The sequence below is a fragment of the Streptomyces sp. NPDC005931 genome, from assembly GCF_042871235.1.
Lineage (GTDB): Bacteria > Actinomycetota > Actinomycetes > Streptomycetales > Streptomycetaceae > Streptomyces.
The window spans coordinates 107,831-125,615 of the sequence record NZ_JBIAIG010000011.1 but is presented as its reverse complement, the minus strand read 5'-3'; the positions used below and the strand labels follow the sequence as shown (position 1 = coordinate 125,615).

Here is a 17,785-nt window from a genome sequence, read left to right as displayed (position 1 = left end):
GCCAAGTCGGTCGGCGGAGGTATGTTCCAGGTCGGGCAGGGTGCGGAGGGACTCACATGGCGGGGCGCAACGGGCGCACGGTACGCGATCTGAGACGGGCCAACCGCACCACCGTGCTGCAACGGCTCTACTTCGACGGCCCCCTCAGCCGCTACGAGCTCGGCCCGGCCACCGGGCTCAGCTCCGGCTCGGTGAGCAATGTCGTCGCCGACCTCGTCGCCGACGGCCTGGTCGAGGAGGCGGGCAGCGTCGACTCCGACGGCGGCCGCCCCCGCACCCTGCTGCGGGTGACGCCGGCCAGCGGCCACATGATCGGCGTCGACGTCGGCGAGACCCGGGTCCGCGTCGAGCTGTTCGACCTCACCCTCACCGAGCTGGCCCGCGCCGAGCGCCCGCTGGAGCAACAGCGCTACGAGGTCGACGTCATCGTCGACCACATCCGTTCCGGCATCGCCGAGGTGCTCGCCGGCGCGGACCCCGCCCCCGAGCGGCTGCTCGGCGTGGGCATCGGTGTGCCCGGCATCGTCGAGCGCACCCCCGACCGGGGCGCCGTCGTGCACGGGCAGACCATCGGCTGGGACGCGGTCCCGCTCGAGGCGTTGGTGCGCGCCGGCTCCCCCCTGCCCGGCACCGTGCCCTACCTCATCGACAACGGCGCCAGGACCCTCGGTCAGGCCGAGATGTGGTTCGGCGCCGGACGCGGCGCCCGCAACGCGCTCGTCGTCCTCTTCGGTTCCGGGGTCGGCGCCTGCCTGGTCACCCCCGAGGTCGAGCACGGCCGGGCGGTCGAGTGGGGCCATCTGACCGTACGGGTGCGGGGCCGCCGCTGCCGCTGCGGCGCGCTCGGCTGCCTCGAGGCGTACGCGGGCGCCGAGTCGCTCCTCGCCCGGTGGGGCGAGGAGGGCGGCCGGGTGCCCGAGGGCACCGACGAGGAGACGGCGCTGACCGCCATGCTCGCCGCCGCCTACCCGGCCGACGCCACCCCGGCCGACCGGGTCGCGCTCGCGGTCCTCGAGGAGACCGCCGAGTACCTGGGAGCGGGCCTGTCCGACCTGATCAACCTCTTCCAGCCCGAGCGCATCCTCATGGGCGGCTGGGCCGGTCTCCAGCTCGGCTCCCGTTTCCTGCCCGCCGTACGCCGGTACGCCCTGTCGTACGCGCTGCGCCACCCGGCCGGGAAGGTGACGATCGAACTGGGCCGCCTCGGACCCGACGCGGTGACCGTCGGCGCCGCGATCCTGCCGCTCGCCGAGTTCTTCGCGCGCGGCGGACGCCGCCCCGAACCGGATCCCGCGCCCCCGCCGCCCGCATGGCGCACAGCGCTCGCGGAGCGGGCCCCGGGCTGAGGTTTCGCGCACCGGGGCGGGGTACTCGCGTGGACCTCGTACACGGAAGGGAGAACGCCGTGACCGACCACCGCCTCGAAGGACCGGGCGAGAACGGCGCGGGCATCCCGCGGGACCTGCCCGACCAGCAGGCCGGCGCCGGTGAGGACCCCTGGGAGGTGGCCCCCGCGGCGGCGGAGAGCCAGAGCAGGCAGGGGGGCGAGGGCCGGGACGGCGACACGGATGCGGAGCGACCCGCCGCGTCCACCGAACCCGCCCGGTCCGAGCGGACCACCGGCGACGATGCCGGCTCCGGTGAGGCCGCCTCCGACGTCCCCGACACCGACGAGGCCGGCACGGGCCGGCAGGGCGCACCGCACTCCGCGTCCGGCAACCCCGAGCAGCCGGTGCCGGACGAGCCCTCCGCGTAGCAGGACCGGCAGCGCGTAGCAGTACCCCGGCAGGGGAGGGACCCGCCCGGCGCGAACGGTCCGGTCGTTCCGCCGAGCACCGGCCCGGCGACCGGCCCGGCCGTCGCGTCGGCTCAGCCGACCTTGCGTCCCTTCAAGGGCGCCGTATCCGCACCCGCGCCCTGCTGCATGCCCTGGAGGAACTCCTCCACGACCTCCGTCGCCGTGCGCACCGGCCGCCACCCGAGTTCCACCCGCGCGCGTGTGCAGTCCATCAGGGGCAGCCTCAGCACCGCGTCGAACAGGTGGGGGGAGGCCGGGAGCAGATGCAGCCCCCAGGCCGCGGCGACGGCCGACCGCACGGCGGTGCGCGGCAGCCGGACCCGGCGGGTACCGAGCATCTCGCCCAGCAGTTCGGCGTCGACCGGCGGTTCGGCCGCGAGGTTGTAGGCGCCCCGGGCCTCGGCGGACAGCACCGCCAGCCGGTAGGCGTCGGCCGCGTCGTCCGTGTGCAGTGCCTGCACCCGCAGCCCCGGGACCTCCGGCAGGAACGGCAGCAGGTCCGGACGGGCCAGCGGGCCCGGCAGGAACCGGCCGCCGAAGATCCGGCGCTGCTCGCTCGCCGACTCCCGCTTGAAGAGGAACGCCGGGCGCATCCGGACCACCCGGGTGCGCGGGTGGTCGCGCTCGAAGGTGTCCAGGGCCCGCTCCAGGTACGCCTTCTCGCGGCAGTACGCGGCGTCCGGCCAGCCGTGGGTGGGCCACGACTCGTCCACGGCGCGGTCCTTCGGGCCGGGTGAGTACGCGCCGACCGACGAGGCGTGCACCAGCGTCGGCACCCCCGCCTCGGCCACCGCGTCGAACACCCGCATGCCTCCGAGCACGTTGGTGCGCCAGGTGGTCGCCGGATCGTGCGTCGGCTGGAAGGCCCACGCGAGATGGATCACCGCGTCGGCTCCCCGGAACTTCTCCACGAGGCCGGACTGCTCGGAGGCCACGTCGACCGCCGCCCACTCCGTCTTCGGCGGCGACCACTCGGGGATCCGCCGGGCCAGGCCCAGTACGGACCCCACCTCCGCCTCCTCGGAGAGCACCCGCACCACGCTGGTACCGACGTTGCCGGTGGCACCCGTGACGACGACCCTCTTGCCCGCTGCACTGCTCACCATCCGCTCCTCTCGGCCGCACGCATCCGCGGAGCCGACCGAGTACCCGGCTCCGGGCACCGCACCCCGGCGACGCGCCGAAACGGTCGTCGTTCGGCGCGGGGTCCGTGGGGCGAGGGTGGACCCGGGCAGGAGGCGGCCACCGTCGCGCCCGTGACGGGGCCGTCCGGGAGGCAGGTCCGGACCGTCCCGGTACGCGGGCAGAGAGGAGCCCCGACCGTGACGGGGGAATCACGGCCGGGGCGGTCGGGGTGTGCGCACGGCGGTCGCCGCTCGGCGAAAGGCTCCACCGGGTTTCAGCCGAACGATCGTCCCGGTGGGTGCAGGAAGTGAGGCCCGGAGACACTGTCCCGTCCGCACCCACGTGTGGTTCAACGGACAACCATCGGCCGGTGTTCCACCCGTGGGGTTCTCCTGGGGTGAGGTGACTCACGTGCCCCGAGCGTCCGGAAGGAGGTCGGCCCACAGGTTCTCGGCCTGGAGCAGCAGCGTGCCCAGGACGGCGGTGCGTCCCGTGTCCCGTCCGGCGTGCTCGCGCAGCCCAAACCGCAATTCCCGGTGCAGTTCCCGCATCGCCGCCTCGGCCCGGCCGTCGGGGCGGGCCGAGGCGGCCGGACCGCCCTCCTTCAGGCGGTGGGCCTGTGCGTGGCAGGTGTCCCCGATCAGCCCGAGCAACTGCCCGTAGCGGCGCAGCGCCACGGGGTCCGGCGGGGCGGGGGTGCGGTCCTCGTCGGCGGCGACCGCCAGCGTGCGGGTCAGCGCCGCGACGTGCCCGGTGACATGGGCCAGCCGCTGGTCCTCGTCCTCCGGGGGCACGGCCTCGGTCGGCGCCCGGTGCAGGGCGCGCAGCGCACCCGAGGTCAGGCGCAGGCTCTCCCGGCTCCAGCCACGGGCCGAGCGCAGCGCGTCCAGCCGGACCCGCAAGCGTGCCGAGGCGGCGAGCCGGTCCGCGGTGGTCTGGGCGTCCCACTCGCCCTCCCGCAGGTCCCCGGCGACGGCGTGCAGCACGTCACCCGCCTCCCGGGCGAGCGCCGCCAGGTTCTCCCGGACGTCCCGCAGATGGATCGGCGGCAGCACGAGTGCGTTGACGGCGACGCCGATGACCGCGCCGAGCGCCGCCTGCCCCAGCCGGTGCCCCACCGCCGCCGCGCTCACCGTCCCCGAGGCGACCGTGAAGACCGCCGTGGTGGCGGCGTGGATGCCCTGGTCGCCGAAGCGCGGCCAGTTCGACAGCAGCATCAGCACCGGCAGGCACAGCGCGAGCGCGCCCGTCGTGTCGTCGGTGACCGCCTGTGCCCCCGAGGCGACGAGCGCCCCGACACAGATCGCCGCGAACTGCCGGGTGCCCTGCACCAGCGAGCTGTAGACCGTGGCCTGCACCAGCACCAGCGCCACCCAGGGCGCCATGAGGGCCATCGGGTCACCCAGCCAGACACGCGCCACCAGCCAGGCGAGCAGGGCCGCCGCGGCCGCCTTCAGCGACTGGACGACGAGGTCCCGCTCCCGGCCGGGCGCCCGCCAGGCCGCCCGCGCCGCCCGCCCGGCGGCCCCGACGTCCCGCCGTACGGCGTCCGCCAGCCGTGACACCGTCGCCCGCCCGGCGGCACGCCGCTGCCCCACGTCTTCGCTCACACACGTCATGCGCTGCGGGTATCCCGGTGGGCCCGGGCCTCATGCCAGGGGACTGTCCGCCAGCGACGTCAGCAGGTGCGCCGGGTCGTCGTAGACGGCCTCCGCGCCCGCCTCCTCCAGGTCGCCGCGGGGGATGCCGCCGCACAGCAGGGCCACGCAGCGCACCCCGGCGCGGGTACCCGCCCGCATGTCCCACACCGTGTCCCCGACGAACACCGCCCGCTCGCTCGGCACCCCGGCGAGTTCGAGGGCGTGCTCGACCGGCTCCGCCGCGGGCTTGCCCGCCTCGACGTCATCGGCACTGGCGGTGGCGGTGATCGCCTCGTCCGCGTCGATCGCCCGGCGCAGCGCGCTCAGTTCCGCACCGCTCGCCGAGGTGGCGAGCACCACCTTCCAGCCGTCCGCGTGCAGCCGCCTCAGCAGGCGTCCCGCGTCCGGCAGCGCGGGCAACCGGCCGAAGTACTGCCCGTACAACGCCTTGTGCGCGGCGCCGAGCTGCTCGCCGAGCTCCGAGGCCGCCTCGTCGCCCAGCAGGTGCGCGACCAGGTCCGAGGAGGCCAGGCCCACGGCCCGGTGGACGGCGTGCGTCGGCACCCGGTGGCCCGCCTGCCGGAACGCCTCCCACCAGGTCGTCACATGCAAGTGGTTGGTGTCGACCAGAGTGCCGTCGACGTCGAACACGGCCGCCCGTTCCATGCGCAGTCCCTTCCTCTCCCGCTTCGCCGCGGGGGTACCACCTCAGCCTCCGCGCACTCCGGACGGCACCTCGCGCTGCCCGGTCCAGCCCAGCAGTTCCTCCAAGGTCCAGGTGGTCACCACCCGCTCCGGCGGCACGCCGCACTCCTCGGCCCGCGCGCAGCCGAGGATCTGCCAGTCCAGCTGGCCGGGTGCGTGCGCGTCGGTGTCCACCGAGAACAGCACGCCGGCCTCCACCGCCCGGCGCAGCAGCCGCCGCGGCGGGTCGAGCCGCTCGGGCCGGCTGTTGATCTCCAGGGCCGTGCCGGTCTCCGCGCACGCCGCGAACACCTCGTCGGCGTCGAACTCCGACTCCGGCCGCCCCCGACCGGTCACCAGCCGTCCGGTGCAGTGCCCGAGGACGTCGGAGTGCGGGTTGCGCACGGCGGCCACCATGCGGCGGGTCATCGACCGGGCGTCCATGCGCAGCTTGGAGTGCACGGACACCACCACCACGTCCAGCTTCTCCAGCAGTTCCTCCTCCTGGTCGAGGGAGCCGTCCTCGAGGATGTCGCACTCGATGCCGGTCAGCAGCCGGAAGGGCGCCCAGGTCTCGTTCAGCTCCGCCACCACCTCCAACTGCTCGCGCAGCCGTTCGGCGGAGAGCCCGCGCGCCACGGTGAGCCGTGGAGAGTGATCGGTCAGGGCCGCCCACTCGTGCCCGAGTTCCGCCGCGGTGCGGCCCATCTCCTCGATGGGGCTGCCGCCGTCCGACCAGTCGGAGTGCAGATGGCAGTCCCCGCGCAGCAGCGCCCGCAGCCGCTCCCCGCCCCGGCCGCGCGGCTCCCGCGCCGCCTCGCCCTCCAGTTTCTCCAGATAGCCGGGCACCTCGCCGGCCAGTGCCTCCCGCACCACCTGCGCGGTCTTCGGGCCGACCCCCTTCAGCGACTCCAGCGACCCGGCCGCCGCCCGCTCGCGCACCGTGTCCTCGCCCAGCCGCGACAGCACCCGGGCCGCGGTGCGGAAGGCGCGCACCCGGTAGGTCGGCGCCAGGGAGCGCTCCAGCAGAAAGGCGATCCGGTCCAACGCCTCGACGGGGTCCATCGCCACCTCCTGGCTCCAGAGTTCCCCAGGCCACGTACGGCCGCACGGCGGAACGCACGGTTTGCCCGGTACGCGCCCGGGTACTGCGAAGCGTCGTTCCGTCCGGCGCCGATCAGGAGGCCCGCATGTCCGCACCCACCGCCCCCCGCAGCAGCAAGGCCGCCGTGGTCACCGGCGCCGATTCCGGCATCGGCCGGGCCACCGCCGTACGCCTGGCCCGTGCCGGCCTGGACGTCGGCATCACCTGGCACAGCGACCGGGAGGGCGCCGAGGAGACGGCCGAGGAGGTCCGCGCGCTCGGCCGGCGGGCCGAGGTGGCCCACATGGACCTCACCCGGCTGCCGGAGGCCGCGGACACGGTCGACGAGCTGTGCGAGCGGCTCGGCCGCCTCGACATGCTGGTCAACAACGCGGGTACGGGCACCATGACACCCTTCCTGGACCTGGGGCTCGACACGGTCCGGGAGGTCCTTGACGTCGACCTGGTCGGCCCGTTCCTGTGCGGGCAGAGGGCGGCGCGGCACATGATCCGGCAGGGCGACGGCGGCCGCATCGTCAACGTCACCTCCGTGCACGAGCACCAGCCCAGGGTGGGCGCCGCGCCCTACTGCGCGGCCAAGGGCGGCCTCGGGCTCCTCACCCAGGTGATGGCGCTGGAACTCGCCGAGCACGGCATCACCGTCAACGCGGTGGCCCCCGGCGAGATCAGCACGCCGATGACCGGTCAGGAGGACACCGACCCGCACACCGAGAGCCGCCCCGGGGTCCCGCTCGGCCGGCCGGGGGACGCCCGCGAGGTGGCCGCGGTCATCGCCTTCCTCGCCGGACCGGACGCCTCCTACGTCACGGGTGCGTCCTGGACCGTGGACGGCGGCATGCTCCGGATGGGCCCGCAGGCCGGCTCGCACCTGACGAGCGACGACTGGCGGCGGCCCTGAGACCGCGCGTCCGCCGGTCGTTGCGGCGATGGGTGGATATGCCGCGTTCGCGCGCTTTGCGCTCTACCCTCGATGCATGACCGAAAGCGAGAGCCCGTACATCGCCCACCCCCGGATCATGGTGCTCGGGGTGCAGCCCGGGAAGCCGCCGTTCCGGATCGTGGAGATCGACGGACAGGTGGTCGGAGAGGCCAAGGCGGTCACCGATGTGCTCCAGGCTGCCGCCGCCTTCGGGATCACGGTCCACGACCTGGACGATCCCGACGTGGTCCGCTGGGTGGGCGGCGACAAGTTCACCTGGACCGTCCACCGTCGTCGGTGACGGTCCCCCTTTCGGGGACGGCGGCCCGCCACGGGGTGGGTACGCCGGGACGTACCGCCCCCCGTGGGCGGGATGCCGGGACGTGCCGCCGCGTGCCGGTGGCCGGTCAGGCGCGGCGCTCGCCGCGTGCGTGCACGGCACGGCTCATCCGCCGTCCCAGCAGCAGGTAACCGATCAGCGCCCCACCGGTGTTCAGGATGACGTCGTCGATGTCGAAGGCGCGCCCGGTGATGAGAGCCCCCTGCGCGAACTCCACCAGCAGCATCACGACCGCGGTCAGCAGCAGTACGCGCAGGAATCCCCGGGTGCGCGGGGCGACCACCGGCGCGAGGACCCCGAAGGGCACCCCCAGCAGGATGTTGCCGCCGATCTGGCGCACGGCGTCGCGCAGCGCGGGCTGGTCCAGGTAGGCGCTCAGCGAGCGGCCCGGCCGCAGGTTGGTGTGCGTCAGCGCCTCCGAGGCGGGGGAGGGCTGGAGCGTGAGCCGCGCCAGGACCACCGCGAACACCACCATGAACGTGAACGCGCACAACATTGCCAGCAGCCGCAGCGGCAGGGGGAGCGGACGCCGCCCACCGGTCCGGGCGGGGTCCTCGCGGGGCGGGGCGGGTCGCCGTCGCGACATCGTGCGCGGACGTGGGGCGGCGCGGGACATTCGGTCCTCCGGTCGTCAACGTCTTTGCGTGGTAAGCCGGTTACCCCTCAGCGGCAGGGACACGCCGGCCGGTTCCCGGCGGCGATCAGCCGCCGTAGGTGACGCGCACGTGCTCGAACCCCAGCGAGCGCAGCAGCCCTTGGAGCATCCGCGTGGTGTTGGTCTCCGCCCGGGCGGTCAGCTCGCTCTCCTCCGCGGCGTCGCCCATGTGTCGCGCCGCCAGCCTCTGCACGGCCTGTTCGCTGTTGGGGTTGTCCGAGAACAGGTCGCCGATCCGGTCCAGCAGACCACGCTGCTTGGAGACGGCGTACGAGCGCTCGGGGTCGAGCGCCGGTGTGCCCAGGCGCGCGTGGGGGAGCCGCAGAGTGGCGGACGTCCGATCGTCGTTCACCTTCACGTCGTCCCCGTCGACCGTGCCGAGGTCGACGTAGGCGTCGACGGTGCCCGAGCCGACGTACAGCGTGCGGCTGCCGCGCACCGCGTCCGGCAGGAACTTCGCGTCCTTCTCCAGGTCCACCACCACCTGGAACGTGCCGGTGGCGGCCTCGTAGCGGCTGATGTCCCGGACGGACTCCAGTAGCGCGGGACCGGAGCGGTCGCGGGTCTCGGTGCCGAACACGTCCTTCAGACCCGGCAGCACGGTCAGCCGGAGACCGGCGAACAGCACGATGAGCAGCAGCACCACCACGCCCAGCACCTTCGCCCAGCCCGGTACGCGCCCGGACGCGCGCCTGATGGGAGTCGTCACGGCGACGGCCCTCCTTCCTGCCTCCTGCTGTCCGGATGCCCCTCACTCCCCGTGTCAGGCAAGCGGGTTGGGGTCCGGACGGCGCCGGCGGGAGCACGCGGGGGCGCACGCCGGGCAGCCGTGGGTGCGAGCGGCGCCGCTCACTGCCGTCCGGTCGCCGCCCCGGTCCGGGTCAGGGCCGCGTCCAGGGACGGATACGGCGGCAGCAGGCGCGACAGGCCGGTGACGCGCAGCATGCGCAGGGTCAGCCGATGGGCGCACACCAGGTGCAGCCGGCCCGGGTCGGGGATCCGGTGCCGGGCCCGGTACAGCAGGCGCAGTCCGGAGCAGTCGAAGAACTCCACCGGCGTCAGGTCGATCACGACCGGGGTGTCCGGCCGGGCCGTCACCGCGTCCAGGTGCGGGGCGATCTCGGCGGCCGCGGCGATGTCGATCTCACCGCGGAACTCCAGCACCGTGTGACCCCGGTCCTGATGGACACGCAGATGCCGGGTCAACGGTGCAGGTTCCTGCCGCACGACGCCATCGCCTCCAGCCTGCTCCGTACGAGGGGCGGGGACCGGTCCCAACGCCGGTCCCCGCCCTGCAAGTTACCCTCGGACGACTGAATTTGAGCATGTTCGATTGACATATGTCTTCGAATTGTGGCCGAGTTACCCGGAAGTACGCACGCGTCACACGCACGAAACCCTGGGTACGGCGGTGACGCTCAGTCGACGAGCAGCACCAGCTTCCCCGTGGTCCGGCCGGTCCCGCCCCGCCGGTGGGCCTCGGCGGCGTCCGCCAGCGGGAAGGTCCCGGCGATCGTGGCGCGCAGCGCGCCCGACGCCGCCAGCGCCGCGATCTCCTGCATGCCGGTGTGGTCGGCGTCCACCAGCATCCGCACCGCCCGGACCCCGAGCCGCTCGGCCTCCTCGTAGAACTCGTCCGTGCCCACGGGAAGGATCGAGACCACCACCCCGCCCGGCCGCAGCACCCGCAGGGAGCGCAGCGCGTGGTCGCCGCCGATGGTGTCCAGCACCACGTCGACGTCCTTCACCGCCTCGGCGAAGTCGGTCTCCCGGTAGTCGACCGGCTCGTCCACGCCGATGCCGCGGAGGAAGTCGTGCTTGCCCGCGCTCGCCGTACCGATCACATGGGCGTCGCGCGCCTTGGCGATCTGCACCGCCACGTGCCCGACCCCGCCGGCTGCCGCGTGGACCAGCACCCTCTGACCCGCGCGGAGGTCCGCGTGCTCCACCAGGGCCTGCCAGGCGGTCAGCGAGACCAGCGGCAGGGCGCCGGCCCGGACGTGATCGATCCCGGCCGGCTTCGGGGCCAGGGCGCGCACCGGGGCGATGACGTACTCGGCGTGCGAACCGTGGCCGAACGGGTAGGGCAGCATGCCGAACACCTCGTCGCCCGGCCGGAAGTGGGCGACACCGATTCCGGTCTCCTCGACGACGCCGGAGACGTCCCAGCCGAGTACGAAGGGCGGCTCACCGAGGAAACCACCCATCTCGCGGTGCTTCCAGTCGGTGGGGTTGACTCCGGCGGCCCGCACCCGGACCAGTACCTCGTTGGGCCGCGGCGACGGGCGCGGCACCGTCACCTCCTTCAGGACCTCGGGACCGCCGAGGACGTCCTGGCTGATGGCGCGCATGGTGATGTCAGTGCTCATGGGGCCAGCCTGCCGGGGCGGCCCCGCCCGGGAAAGTGGCACGATCGCCACCTTTCGATACGATCATGCCATGCCGGAGGCGGAGACGGAGACGGAGACGGGCCCCGCGGGGGACAGCCGACGCCCGGGGCGCGCCGCGCGCCCGGACAGCGCGTGGTGCGGTGAGCGCCTGTACGGTGCGTGGCGCGGTGAGCGCCCGGAGAGCACGCGGCGCGCGGAACGGGTCGTGGTGCTCGCCCTGGACGGCGTCTACCCCTTCGAACTGGGCATCCCCGCCCGTGTCCTGGGCGCGGCCGACGGCAGGTACGAGGTGCTGACCTGCACCGTCGACGGCCTGCCGGTGCGCAGCAACGCCGACTTCGGCATTACCACCGACCACGGTCCGGACGTACTCGCCACGGCGGACACGGTCGTGATCCCGCCAGTCTCCCCCGCCCGGGTGACCGGTCGACTGCCGGACGACCTCACGGCGGCCCTCGCGCTGATCCCCGCCGACGCGCGCATCGTCTCCATCTGCACCGGAGCCTTCGTGCTCGCCGCGGCCGGTCTGCTCGACGGGCGACGGGCGACCACGCACTGGCAGCTCGCCGGGCTCTTCCGGCGCATGTTCCCGCACGTGGAGCTCGACCCGAACGTGCTCTTCGTCGACGAGGACCGGATCCTGACCTCCGCCGGAGCGGCCTCGGGCCTGGACGTCTGCCTGCACCTGGTGCGCAAGGACCACGGCAGCCGGCTGGCCAACGCCGTCGCCCGGCGCTGTGTGGTGCCGCCGTTCAGGGACGGCGGGCAGGCCCAGTACATCGAGCAGCCGGTCCCCGAGGAGGGTGCCGCCGGCACGGCGGCCACCCGCGCCTGGGCCCTGGGGCGCCTCGGCGAACCGCTGACGCTGGCCGACCTCGCGGCCCACGCGCGGATGAGTCTGCGCACCTTCGCCCGCCGCTTCCACGACGAGGTCGGCCTGAGCCCCGGGCGCTGGCTGATCCAGCAGCGGGTGGCCAGGGCGCGTCACCTGCTGGAGGCCAGTGACCTGACGGTCGATCAGATTGCGGGCCGGGTCGGCTTCGCGACCGGTGCCTCCCTGCGCCGGCACCTGCACGCCGCGATCGGCGTGTCACCCCAGACGTACCGGCGCACGTTCCGCGCGGCACACCGGGAAGAGCGGCGCACGCAGCCGCCGGCCGCACGGTCGGCGGGCGGACCCGCCGACCCCCGGCCCTTCCCCGGCGCGTGACGGAACCCTCACTTCCGGCAGCCTTCCCAACTTGATCTTTTCAGGTCGGCAACCGATAAGCTCCCTGTCGGCGCTGCGAGTTGACGCAATAGCGATGCTCGGCGCGCGGTGCGTAGTACTCATGAGTGCGGTCCCCCATCCACACCCCCTGTTCGATCGTTTGCCTCGAAGGATGCCGATGGAACTCGCCACTCCGCCACCGGCGGCGCGGCCCCCTGTCGCCTGGTACGGCTGGTGGCTCATGCCGCTCGGCCTGGGCGGCGGAACGGTCGCCGCCACGTTCATGAGTACGGAGCGCATCACGGTGGCCGTCGCCGGTGCCGCCGCGACGGCGGCCGGTGCCGCCTGCGTACGGCTGCTGCTCGGCTGCCGGGCCCGGCTGCGGCGGACGGAGGGCGCGTTCCGCGCCTCGCAGGCCGAGACGACCCAGCAGTGGCAGCAGCACGTGGCCGGCCTGGAGAGGAAGTTCGCCGCCGAGCGCGCGGCCCAGGAGAACCGGCTCGCCGAGCAGGGCGCCGCGTACGAGCACCGGCTCGCGGAGCAGAGCGCGGCCCACGAGGCCCGGTTCGCCGATCGAGCGAGGGCCTACGAGGAGACGCTGGCCGAGCGGACGCAGGCGTGGCGGAAACAGGTCGAGCGCCAGCTGGCCGCGGTGACCCGGCTCGCCGAGGAGCGGCTTCCGGGAGCCATCGAGCGGCTGCGCGCCGGCGACGCCATCGACGACCTGCTGCCGGTCGTCGACCCCGACGCCGAGGTCGGCGCGGAGCTCCAGACCGAACTGCGCAAGGTGCTGCGCACCGCCCTGATCGCCCTGGAGGAGGAGTTCAACCGCTCCACCTCGGCGGAACAGGCCGTCATCAGCATAGGCAACCGCATCCACGTACTGACCAGCAAACTCCGCGGCCGGCTGCACGAGTTGCAGGGGGAGCACGGCCGGCTGCCGGCCGTCGCCCGGGGTCTGATGGAACTCGACCAGGAGATCGGCCCCGCCGACTGCCTCGCCGCGAGCATCGGCGTGCTCGGCGGCACGGACCGGCCCGGCCGGCAGTGGCAGGAGCCGCAGCGGCTGCTGAGCGTGGTGCGCGGCGGCATCGGCCGGATCAAGGACTTCCACCGCGTCCAATTGCGCCACCTGCCCGAACTCGGCGTCGACGGCGGCCTGGTGGACCATCTCACGCTGATCTTCGCCCACCTCCTGGACAACGCGGCCCGCTACTCGCCGCCCAGCGAACCCGTCGTCGTCTCCGGCAAGGAGGTCCCGAACGGCGTCGGCATCGAGATCCAGGACTCCGGCAAGGGACTCAGCGAGGAGAAGAAGCGCGAGGCCGAGCACGCCCTCGCGGGCACCGCGCCCGGAGCGGGCATCGGCGGCATCACCGAGGACGCCAACATCGGCCTCCGCGTGGTCGGCACCCTCGCCCGCCGCTATGGCATCCGCGTCACCTTCGCGGACTCGCCGTGGCTCGGCACCTCCGTCGTCGTCGTGGTGCCGCACACCTACTTCAGCCCGCTGCCCACGAGCGTCGCCGCCGCGTCCGCCCCGGCGCCGGAGGCGCCCGCCGTGCCGTCCGTCCCGGAGCGCGCGGGAAGCCCCGCCCCGGACGCGCCGGCCGGGTCGATGGACACCACCCCCGGCGGGCTGCCCCGCCGCCGCAGCAGGCGGTCCGCCGAGGACCGGCCGCGTCCCACCGGCCGGACCGCCGACGCCGGCGAGCACACCGAACCCGGTGAACGCGCCACCGTCGCCGTCGTACCCCCGGACGCGTCCTTCGCCGGACTCGCCGCCTTCGCCACCGCCGGACGCGGCACCGGCGAGGCGAGCGAACCGGCCGACGTCCGCGGCACCCCCCCAGGACGCGAGTCCGCCGAGCACCGCACCGAGGAGAGCGACCAGACCCCATGACGCAACAGGGAACCGACGTGAGCTGGGCGCTCCGTGATCTCGTGGAGAGCATCCAGGAGATCCGTTTCGCCCTCGTGGCCTCCAGCGACGGCAAGGCCATCACCTCCTACGGCGCCGAAGACCCCGACGACGTGGACCGCTTCGCGGCCGTGGTGGCCGGCCTGCAGGCGCTGGCCCAGCCGGTCGCCGAGCAGTTCCCCAGCTACGCGGGACAACTGCGGCTGGCGATGATCGAGGTCGACGGCGGCCATCTCTTCGTGGTCCGCGCGGGCGTGGAGACCTATCTCGGCGTCCTCGCCCGCGAGGGCCTCGACCAGGGCCTGCTCGGACACCAGATGAGGGACCTGGCCCGCAGGATGGGCGAGCTCCTGGGCACCACTCCGCGCCTGGAGGAGCACTCTGGATGAGTGCTCCCCGCCGACCGACGGACCCGTCCGGTCTCGAGCGCTACTACGTCCTCACCGGAGGGCGCAGCGGGCCGGGCGGTTCGGCGTCGAGCCTCGACGTGGCGACCCTCATCGTCTCCCGCTCGGGGCCCGTCCCGGGCATGCAGCACGAGCACGAGGAGATCATCCGGCGCTGCCGTGATCCGCTCTCGGTCGCCGAACTCGGCGCCCACCTCGGATTGCCGTTCAACATTCTCGCGGTGCTGCTGTCGGACCTGTTGGACGCAGGCCGTGTCGAAGCCCGTGACCCCATCCCGGCGCACGGCGCCGGCCGCGGGCCCGACCTCGCGCTCCTTGAGGAGGTACTCAGTGGACTTCAAAGGCTTTGACCAACCCGGTCGGCAGGCTGCCGGGGACACCCGCTCGGTGAAGGTGATGATCGCCGGCGGCTTCGGCACCGGGAAGACCACGATGGTCCGTTCGGTCAGCGACATCAAGCCGCTCACCACCGAGGAGACCCTGACCCAGGCCAGCGCCGACGTCGACCACCTCATCGGGGTCACCGACAAGACGCAGACCACCGTCAGCCTGGACTTCGGCAAGATCGGCCTCAACGACAGCCTGGTGCTGTACCTGTTCGGCACGCCCGGCCAGGAACGGTTCTGGTTCCTGTGGAACGGCCTGTTCAAGGGCGCGCTCGGCGCGGTGGTCCTGGTGGACACCCGGCGGCTGGCCTCCAGCTTCCGCGCGATCGAGGAGATGGAGCGGCAGAACGTGCCGTTCGTCATCGCCCTCAACGTCTTCCCCGACTCCAAGGACTACCCCGAGGAGGAGATCCGCGACGCCCTGGACATCCCCGCGCACATCCCGATGGTGTCCTTCGACGCCCGGGACCGGGCGGCCAGCCGGGACGTGCTCGTGGCCCTGATCCACCACCTGAAGGAACGCTCGGCCCTCGCCGTGGAGCCTCGATGAACACCCCGACCGACAATGCCCCCGAGGCGCCCCGCGGCTGCCCCGTCGCGCACCACGGCGCGGAGCCGGTCCGGCTCTACGGACCGGAGGCGGCGACCGATCCGGCCGCCATCCACGAACGGCTGCGCAAGGAGCACGGCCCGGTGGCACCGGTCCTCCTGGAGGGCGACGTACCCGCCTGGCTGGTACTGGGCTACCGGGACAACCGGCGGGTGCTCGACAACCCCCGCCAGTTCACCCGGGACGCGCGGACCTGGCGGGACTGGCGCGAGGGCCGCGTCGAGGACAGCTCGCCGCTGATCCCGATGGTCGGCTGGCGCCCCGACTGCGTCTCCCAGGACGGCGAACCGCACCGCAGGCTCCGCGGGGCGGTCACCGACGGCCTCCAGGAGGCGGCCGTCCGCGGCATCCGCAGGCATGCCACCCACTTCGCCCACAAGCAGATCGACGCCTTCGCCGACGCCGGACGCGCCGACCTGGTGACCGACTACGCCGAGTACCTGCCGATGCTGGTCCTGACCCGGGTCCTGGGGCTGCCCGAGGCGGAGGGACGGGCCCTGGTCGAGTCCTGCGCCCAGGTGCTCAAGGGCGGCGAGGACGCCCTGACGCACGATGCCCGCATCCACCGGATCCTCGGCGAACTCGTCGCCCGCAAGCGGTCCGAGCCCGGCGGCGACCTCACCACGGCCCTGCTGGAGCACCACGCCGCGCTCGACGAGGACGAGGTCGTCAGCCATCTGCGACTGGTGCTGATCGCCGGGCACACCACCACCAGCAATCTGCTCGCCCGTGTGCTCGAGCTCGTCCTCACCGACACCACCCGGCTCTCCGGGCTGATCAGCGGCCAGCTGAACATCTCGGCGGTCGTGGAGGAGGTGATGTGGAACAGCCCGCCGCTGGCCGTGATGCCGGGCCGGTTCGCCACCAGCGACCTGGAACTGGGCGGTCACCGGGTCCAGGAGGGCGACCTGCTGGTGCTCGGCCTCGCGGCCGGTAACGTGGACCCCGAGATCCGTCCGGACGCCGGTGCGTCAGTCCAGGGCAACCAGTCCCACCTCGCGTTCAGCGCGGGCCCGCACGAGTGCCCGGGGCAGAGCATCGGGCTCGCCGTCATCGAGATCGCCGTGGACGTGCTGCTGCACCGTCTGCCGGGCCTGCGTCTCGCGGTGCCGCCGGAGGAACTCACCTCGACGGCCTCGACGTGGGAGTCACGACTGGACCGTCTGCCGGTGGAGTTCGGCGTCTGACGGATCCTGCCGGACGGCTCGTGGCACCCCTCGCGGAGCGGGTGGGGCGAGGCGAACCGGCCCGTGGTGCCGCCCGGCCGCCCGGCCGCACGGCCGGACGGGCGGCACCGTGGCCTCACACGGTGAGCAGGTCGTCGACCGAGCCCCGTCCCGCCCGTTCCGCCGTGGCCACCGGGCCCTCCTTCGCCGCCGCGTACCGGCCGGTGGTCAGCGCCCACTCGTAGTTGCCGTTGATCCAGTGCCGGATGGCGTCCACGCCCATGCCCACCCGCTCCCGCGCGTCCGCGTCGAGATCCAGCTCGTCGCACATCCGCGGGACCCGCGCCTCGAGTCGCAGGTACTCGTCCAGGCAGGCGGTCGTCATGTCGTACGCCTCGGCCGCGGCCTCCTCCCAGGAGCAGCCCCGCTCCCGGCGCAGCACGGCGATCATGTTGTGCCCGTCACCGCGACGCCGCTCGCGCTCGAAGGAGTGGATGTCGTTCATGAAGCCGATGGTGTCCGCGGCCAGATCGCGCATCCGCTCCATCACCGGGTGGGCCATCACCTGCGGCGGCACCTCGAAGCCCCGGCTTCGCTCGCCCGCGTCGATGCTGTGGTGGATGCCGACGGTACGGCGCCGGAACGCGGCGTACTCCTTCAGCCCGAGGTTTCCGGCCAGGCCCCTCGCCGCCAGGTCGACCTCCTCGCAGTGCGCGACCAGGAAGCGCCCCCAGGAGGCCGCGAACCGAGTCTGCCAGGTCAGGGACATGCCATCCGAGAGGCGGTCCCAGACCTGCGCCCAGGCCAGCGTGATGGGGCAGACCACCCGGGGAACGCTCCCCGCCGGCCGCAATGGCGTCACGATCAGCTCCCGTGCCACCTCGGCTATCCGGTCGGCACGGTCGGGCCGGCCGGCGTCGAACTGGTCGTCGAAGAGAAAGGCCAGGGAGAACCAGTTCATGAGGACCACCATGTCCTCCGCCGAGGCGTGCGGGTAGGTCCGGGCGGCGGCCTGGGGGAGGTCCCAGGACGTGTACTCCTCGAACCCGGCCCGGCTGCGCACCAGGCCCGTCTCACGCACCCAGCGCAGGTGGCGCTCCCGGGCGTACTCCAGATGTTCGCTGACGGGGGTGTCGAAGGGGAGGTCGAACCGGACGTCCTGAGGCATGCGCTTCCTTTCGGGGTGACGGAACGCAGAGTCCCCCGCCCCTGCGAACGGACGGTCCCAATCCCGCCCGCACACTCGAACTGCACTGCCCGGCCCGGAAGTTGAACCGGGAAGCGATACGAGGCTGCCCTGAGCGTAAATGATCTACGCCGCCGCTTCGTCGTGATCTCCGTTACTGCACACGCCACTTGAGCTGCGTACACTCTCACCGGCCCCACGGCGACGCCACGTTCGGGCAGCGCGAGGGCCGGGAAGGGGTCC

19 protein-coding genes are annotated in these 17,785 nt (G+C 73.5%); 10 read left to right on the top strand and 9 right to left on the bottom strand.

All coding sequences use genetic code 11. From position 1 onward, the window contains the following. Positions 1-56: 56 nt before the first annotated feature. Positions 57-1,346 (top strand): ROK family protein, encoded by a 1,290-nt coding sequence (locus ACFYOV_RS24335; RefSeq protein WP_389090576.1) that lies wholly within the window; start codon positions 57-59, stop codon positions 1,344-1,346. 59 nt (positions 1,347-1,405) lie between these two features. Beyond that, on the top strand, positions 1,406-1,756 hold the full coding sequence (locus ACFYOV_RS24330) for a hypothetical protein (RefSeq protein ID WP_389090574.1): 351 nt from the start codon (positions 1,406-1,408) through the stop codon (positions 1,754-1,756). 113 nt (positions 1,757-1,869) lie between these two features. Here ACFYOV_RS24330 and ACFYOV_RS24325 read toward each other — a convergent pair whose 3' ends face one another. The 4 genes from ACFYOV_RS24325 to ACFYOV_RS24310 form a co-directional block, all read right to left on the bottom strand. Further along, positions 1,870-2,901: an SDR family oxidoreductase gene (locus tag ACFYOV_RS24325; RefSeq protein ID WP_389090571.1), complete on the bottom strand. Its 1,032-nt coding sequence runs from the start codon at positions 2,899-2,901 to the stop codon at positions 1,870-1,872. A 429-nt stretch (positions 2,902-3,330) separates the two neighbouring features. Further along, complete coding sequence (locus tag ACFYOV_RS24320) at positions 3,331-4,542, bottom strand: aromatic acid exporter family protein (RefSeq protein WP_389090569.1); 1,212 nt, start codon at positions 4,540-4,542, stop codon at positions 3,331-3,333. A gap of 30 nt (positions 4,543-4,572) precedes the next feature. Beyond that, positions 4,573-5,229 (bottom strand): HAD family hydrolase, encoded by a 657-nt coding sequence (locus ACFYOV_RS24315; protein ID WP_389090566.1) that lies wholly within the window; start codon positions 5,227-5,229, stop codon positions 4,573-4,575. Positions 5,230-5,271: 42 nt separating this feature from the next. After that, positions 5,272-6,312, bottom strand: a complete 1,041-nt coding sequence (locus tag ACFYOV_RS24310; RefSeq protein ID WP_389090564.1) for a PHP domain-containing protein — start codon at positions 6,310-6,312, stop codon at positions 5,272-5,274. Positions 6,313-6,437: 125 nt separating this feature from the next. On the opposite strand from ACFYOV_RS24310, the gene ACFYOV_RS24305 reads away from it, so the two are divergent. Beyond that, on the top strand, positions 6,438-7,250 hold the full coding sequence (locus tag ACFYOV_RS24305) for an SDR family oxidoreductase (RefSeq protein ID WP_389090561.1): 813 nt from the start codon (positions 6,438-6,440) through the stop codon (positions 7,248-7,250). 76 nt (positions 7,251-7,326) lie between these two features. Continuing rightward, positions 7,327-7,572 carry a hypothetical protein gene (locus tag ACFYOV_RS24300; RefSeq protein ID WP_389090560.1) on the top strand — a complete coding sequence of 82 codons (246 nt, stop codon included), beginning with the start codon at positions 7,327-7,329 and terminating at the stop codon, positions 7,570-7,572. Between the two features lie 106 nt (positions 7,573-7,678). Here the strand turns inward: ACFYOV_RS24300 and ACFYOV_RS24295 are convergent, their stop codons facing one another. From ACFYOV_RS24295 to ACFYOV_RS24280, 4 genes are all read right to left on the bottom strand, one after another. After that, positions 7,679-8,227: a VanZ family protein gene (locus tag ACFYOV_RS24295; RefSeq protein WP_389090557.1), complete on the bottom strand. Its 549-nt coding sequence runs from the start codon at positions 8,225-8,227 to the stop codon at positions 7,679-7,681. Positions 8,228-8,312: 85 nt separating this feature from the next. Further along, a complete protein-coding gene (locus ACFYOV_RS24290; protein WP_389090555.1) occupies positions 8,313-8,975 on the bottom strand; it encodes a DUF4230 domain-containing protein in 663 nt (220 codons plus the stop codon). A gap of 140 nt (positions 8,976-9,115) precedes the next feature. Continuing rightward, positions 9,116-9,493, bottom strand: a complete 378-nt coding sequence (locus ACFYOV_RS24285) for an anti-sigma factor antagonist (protein ID WP_389090553.1) — start codon at positions 9,491-9,493, stop codon at positions 9,116-9,118. A 191-nt stretch (positions 9,494-9,684) separates the two neighbouring features. Continuing rightward, positions 9,685-10,635 (bottom strand): NADP-dependent oxidoreductase, encoded by a 951-nt coding sequence (locus tag ACFYOV_RS24280; RefSeq protein ID WP_389090552.1) that lies wholly within the window; start codon positions 10,633-10,635, stop codon positions 9,685-9,687. A gap of 70 nt (positions 10,636-10,705) precedes the next feature. Between ACFYOV_RS24280 and ACFYOV_RS24275 the strand changes: the two genes are divergently transcribed. The 6 genes from ACFYOV_RS24275 to ACFYOV_RS24250 all read left to right on the top strand — a co-directional run bounded on the left by ACFYOV_RS24275 (position 10,706) and on the right by ACFYOV_RS24250 (position 16,377). Beyond that, on the top strand, positions 10,706-11,866 hold the full coding sequence (locus tag ACFYOV_RS24275; RefSeq protein WP_389090551.1) for a GlxA family transcriptional regulator: 1,161 nt from the start codon (positions 10,706-10,708) through the stop codon (positions 11,864-11,866). 178 nt (positions 11,867-12,044) lie between these two features. Then, positions 12,045-13,769 (top strand): ATP-binding protein, encoded by a 1,725-nt coding sequence (locus ACFYOV_RS24270; protein ID WP_389090550.1) that lies wholly within the window; start codon positions 12,045-12,047, stop codon positions 13,767-13,769. After that, complete coding sequence (locus ACFYOV_RS24265; protein ID WP_389090548.1) at positions 13,766-14,176, top strand: roadblock/LC7 domain-containing protein; 411 nt, start codon at positions 13,766-13,768, stop codon at positions 14,174-14,176. The genes ACFYOV_RS24270 and ACFYOV_RS24265 overlap by 4 nt, the downstream gene beginning before the upstream one ends. After that, the gene (locus ACFYOV_RS24260) at positions 14,173-14,544 is read left to right on the top strand and encodes a DUF742 domain-containing protein (RefSeq protein ID WP_389090547.1); all 372 of its coding nucleotides are present in this window, start codon (positions 14,173-14,175) and stop codon (positions 14,542-14,544) included. The genes ACFYOV_RS24265 and ACFYOV_RS24260 overlap by 4 nt, the downstream gene beginning before the upstream one ends. Next, positions 14,525-15,130 carry an ATP/GTP-binding protein gene (locus tag ACFYOV_RS24255; protein WP_389090546.1) on the top strand — a complete coding sequence of 202 codons (606 nt, stop codon included), beginning with the start codon at positions 14,525-14,527 and terminating at the stop codon, positions 15,128-15,130. The genes ACFYOV_RS24260 and ACFYOV_RS24255 overlap by 20 nt, the downstream gene beginning before the upstream one ends. After that, a complete protein-coding gene (locus tag ACFYOV_RS24250) occupies positions 15,127-16,377 on the top strand; it encodes a cytochrome P450 (RefSeq protein WP_389090544.1) in 1,251 nt (416 codons plus the stop codon). Before ACFYOV_RS24255 ends, ACFYOV_RS24250 begins: the two co-directional genes overlap by 4 nt. 115 nt (positions 16,378-16,492) lie before the next feature. Here the strand turns inward: ACFYOV_RS24250 and ACFYOV_RS24245 are convergent, their stop codons facing one another. Continuing rightward, the gene (locus ACFYOV_RS24245; protein WP_389090543.1) at positions 16,493-17,524 is read right to left on the bottom strand and encodes a 7-epi-alpha-eudesmol synthase; all 1,032 of its coding nucleotides are present in this window, start codon (positions 17,522-17,524) and stop codon (positions 16,493-16,495) included. Positions 17,525-17,785: the final 261 nt, after the last annotated feature.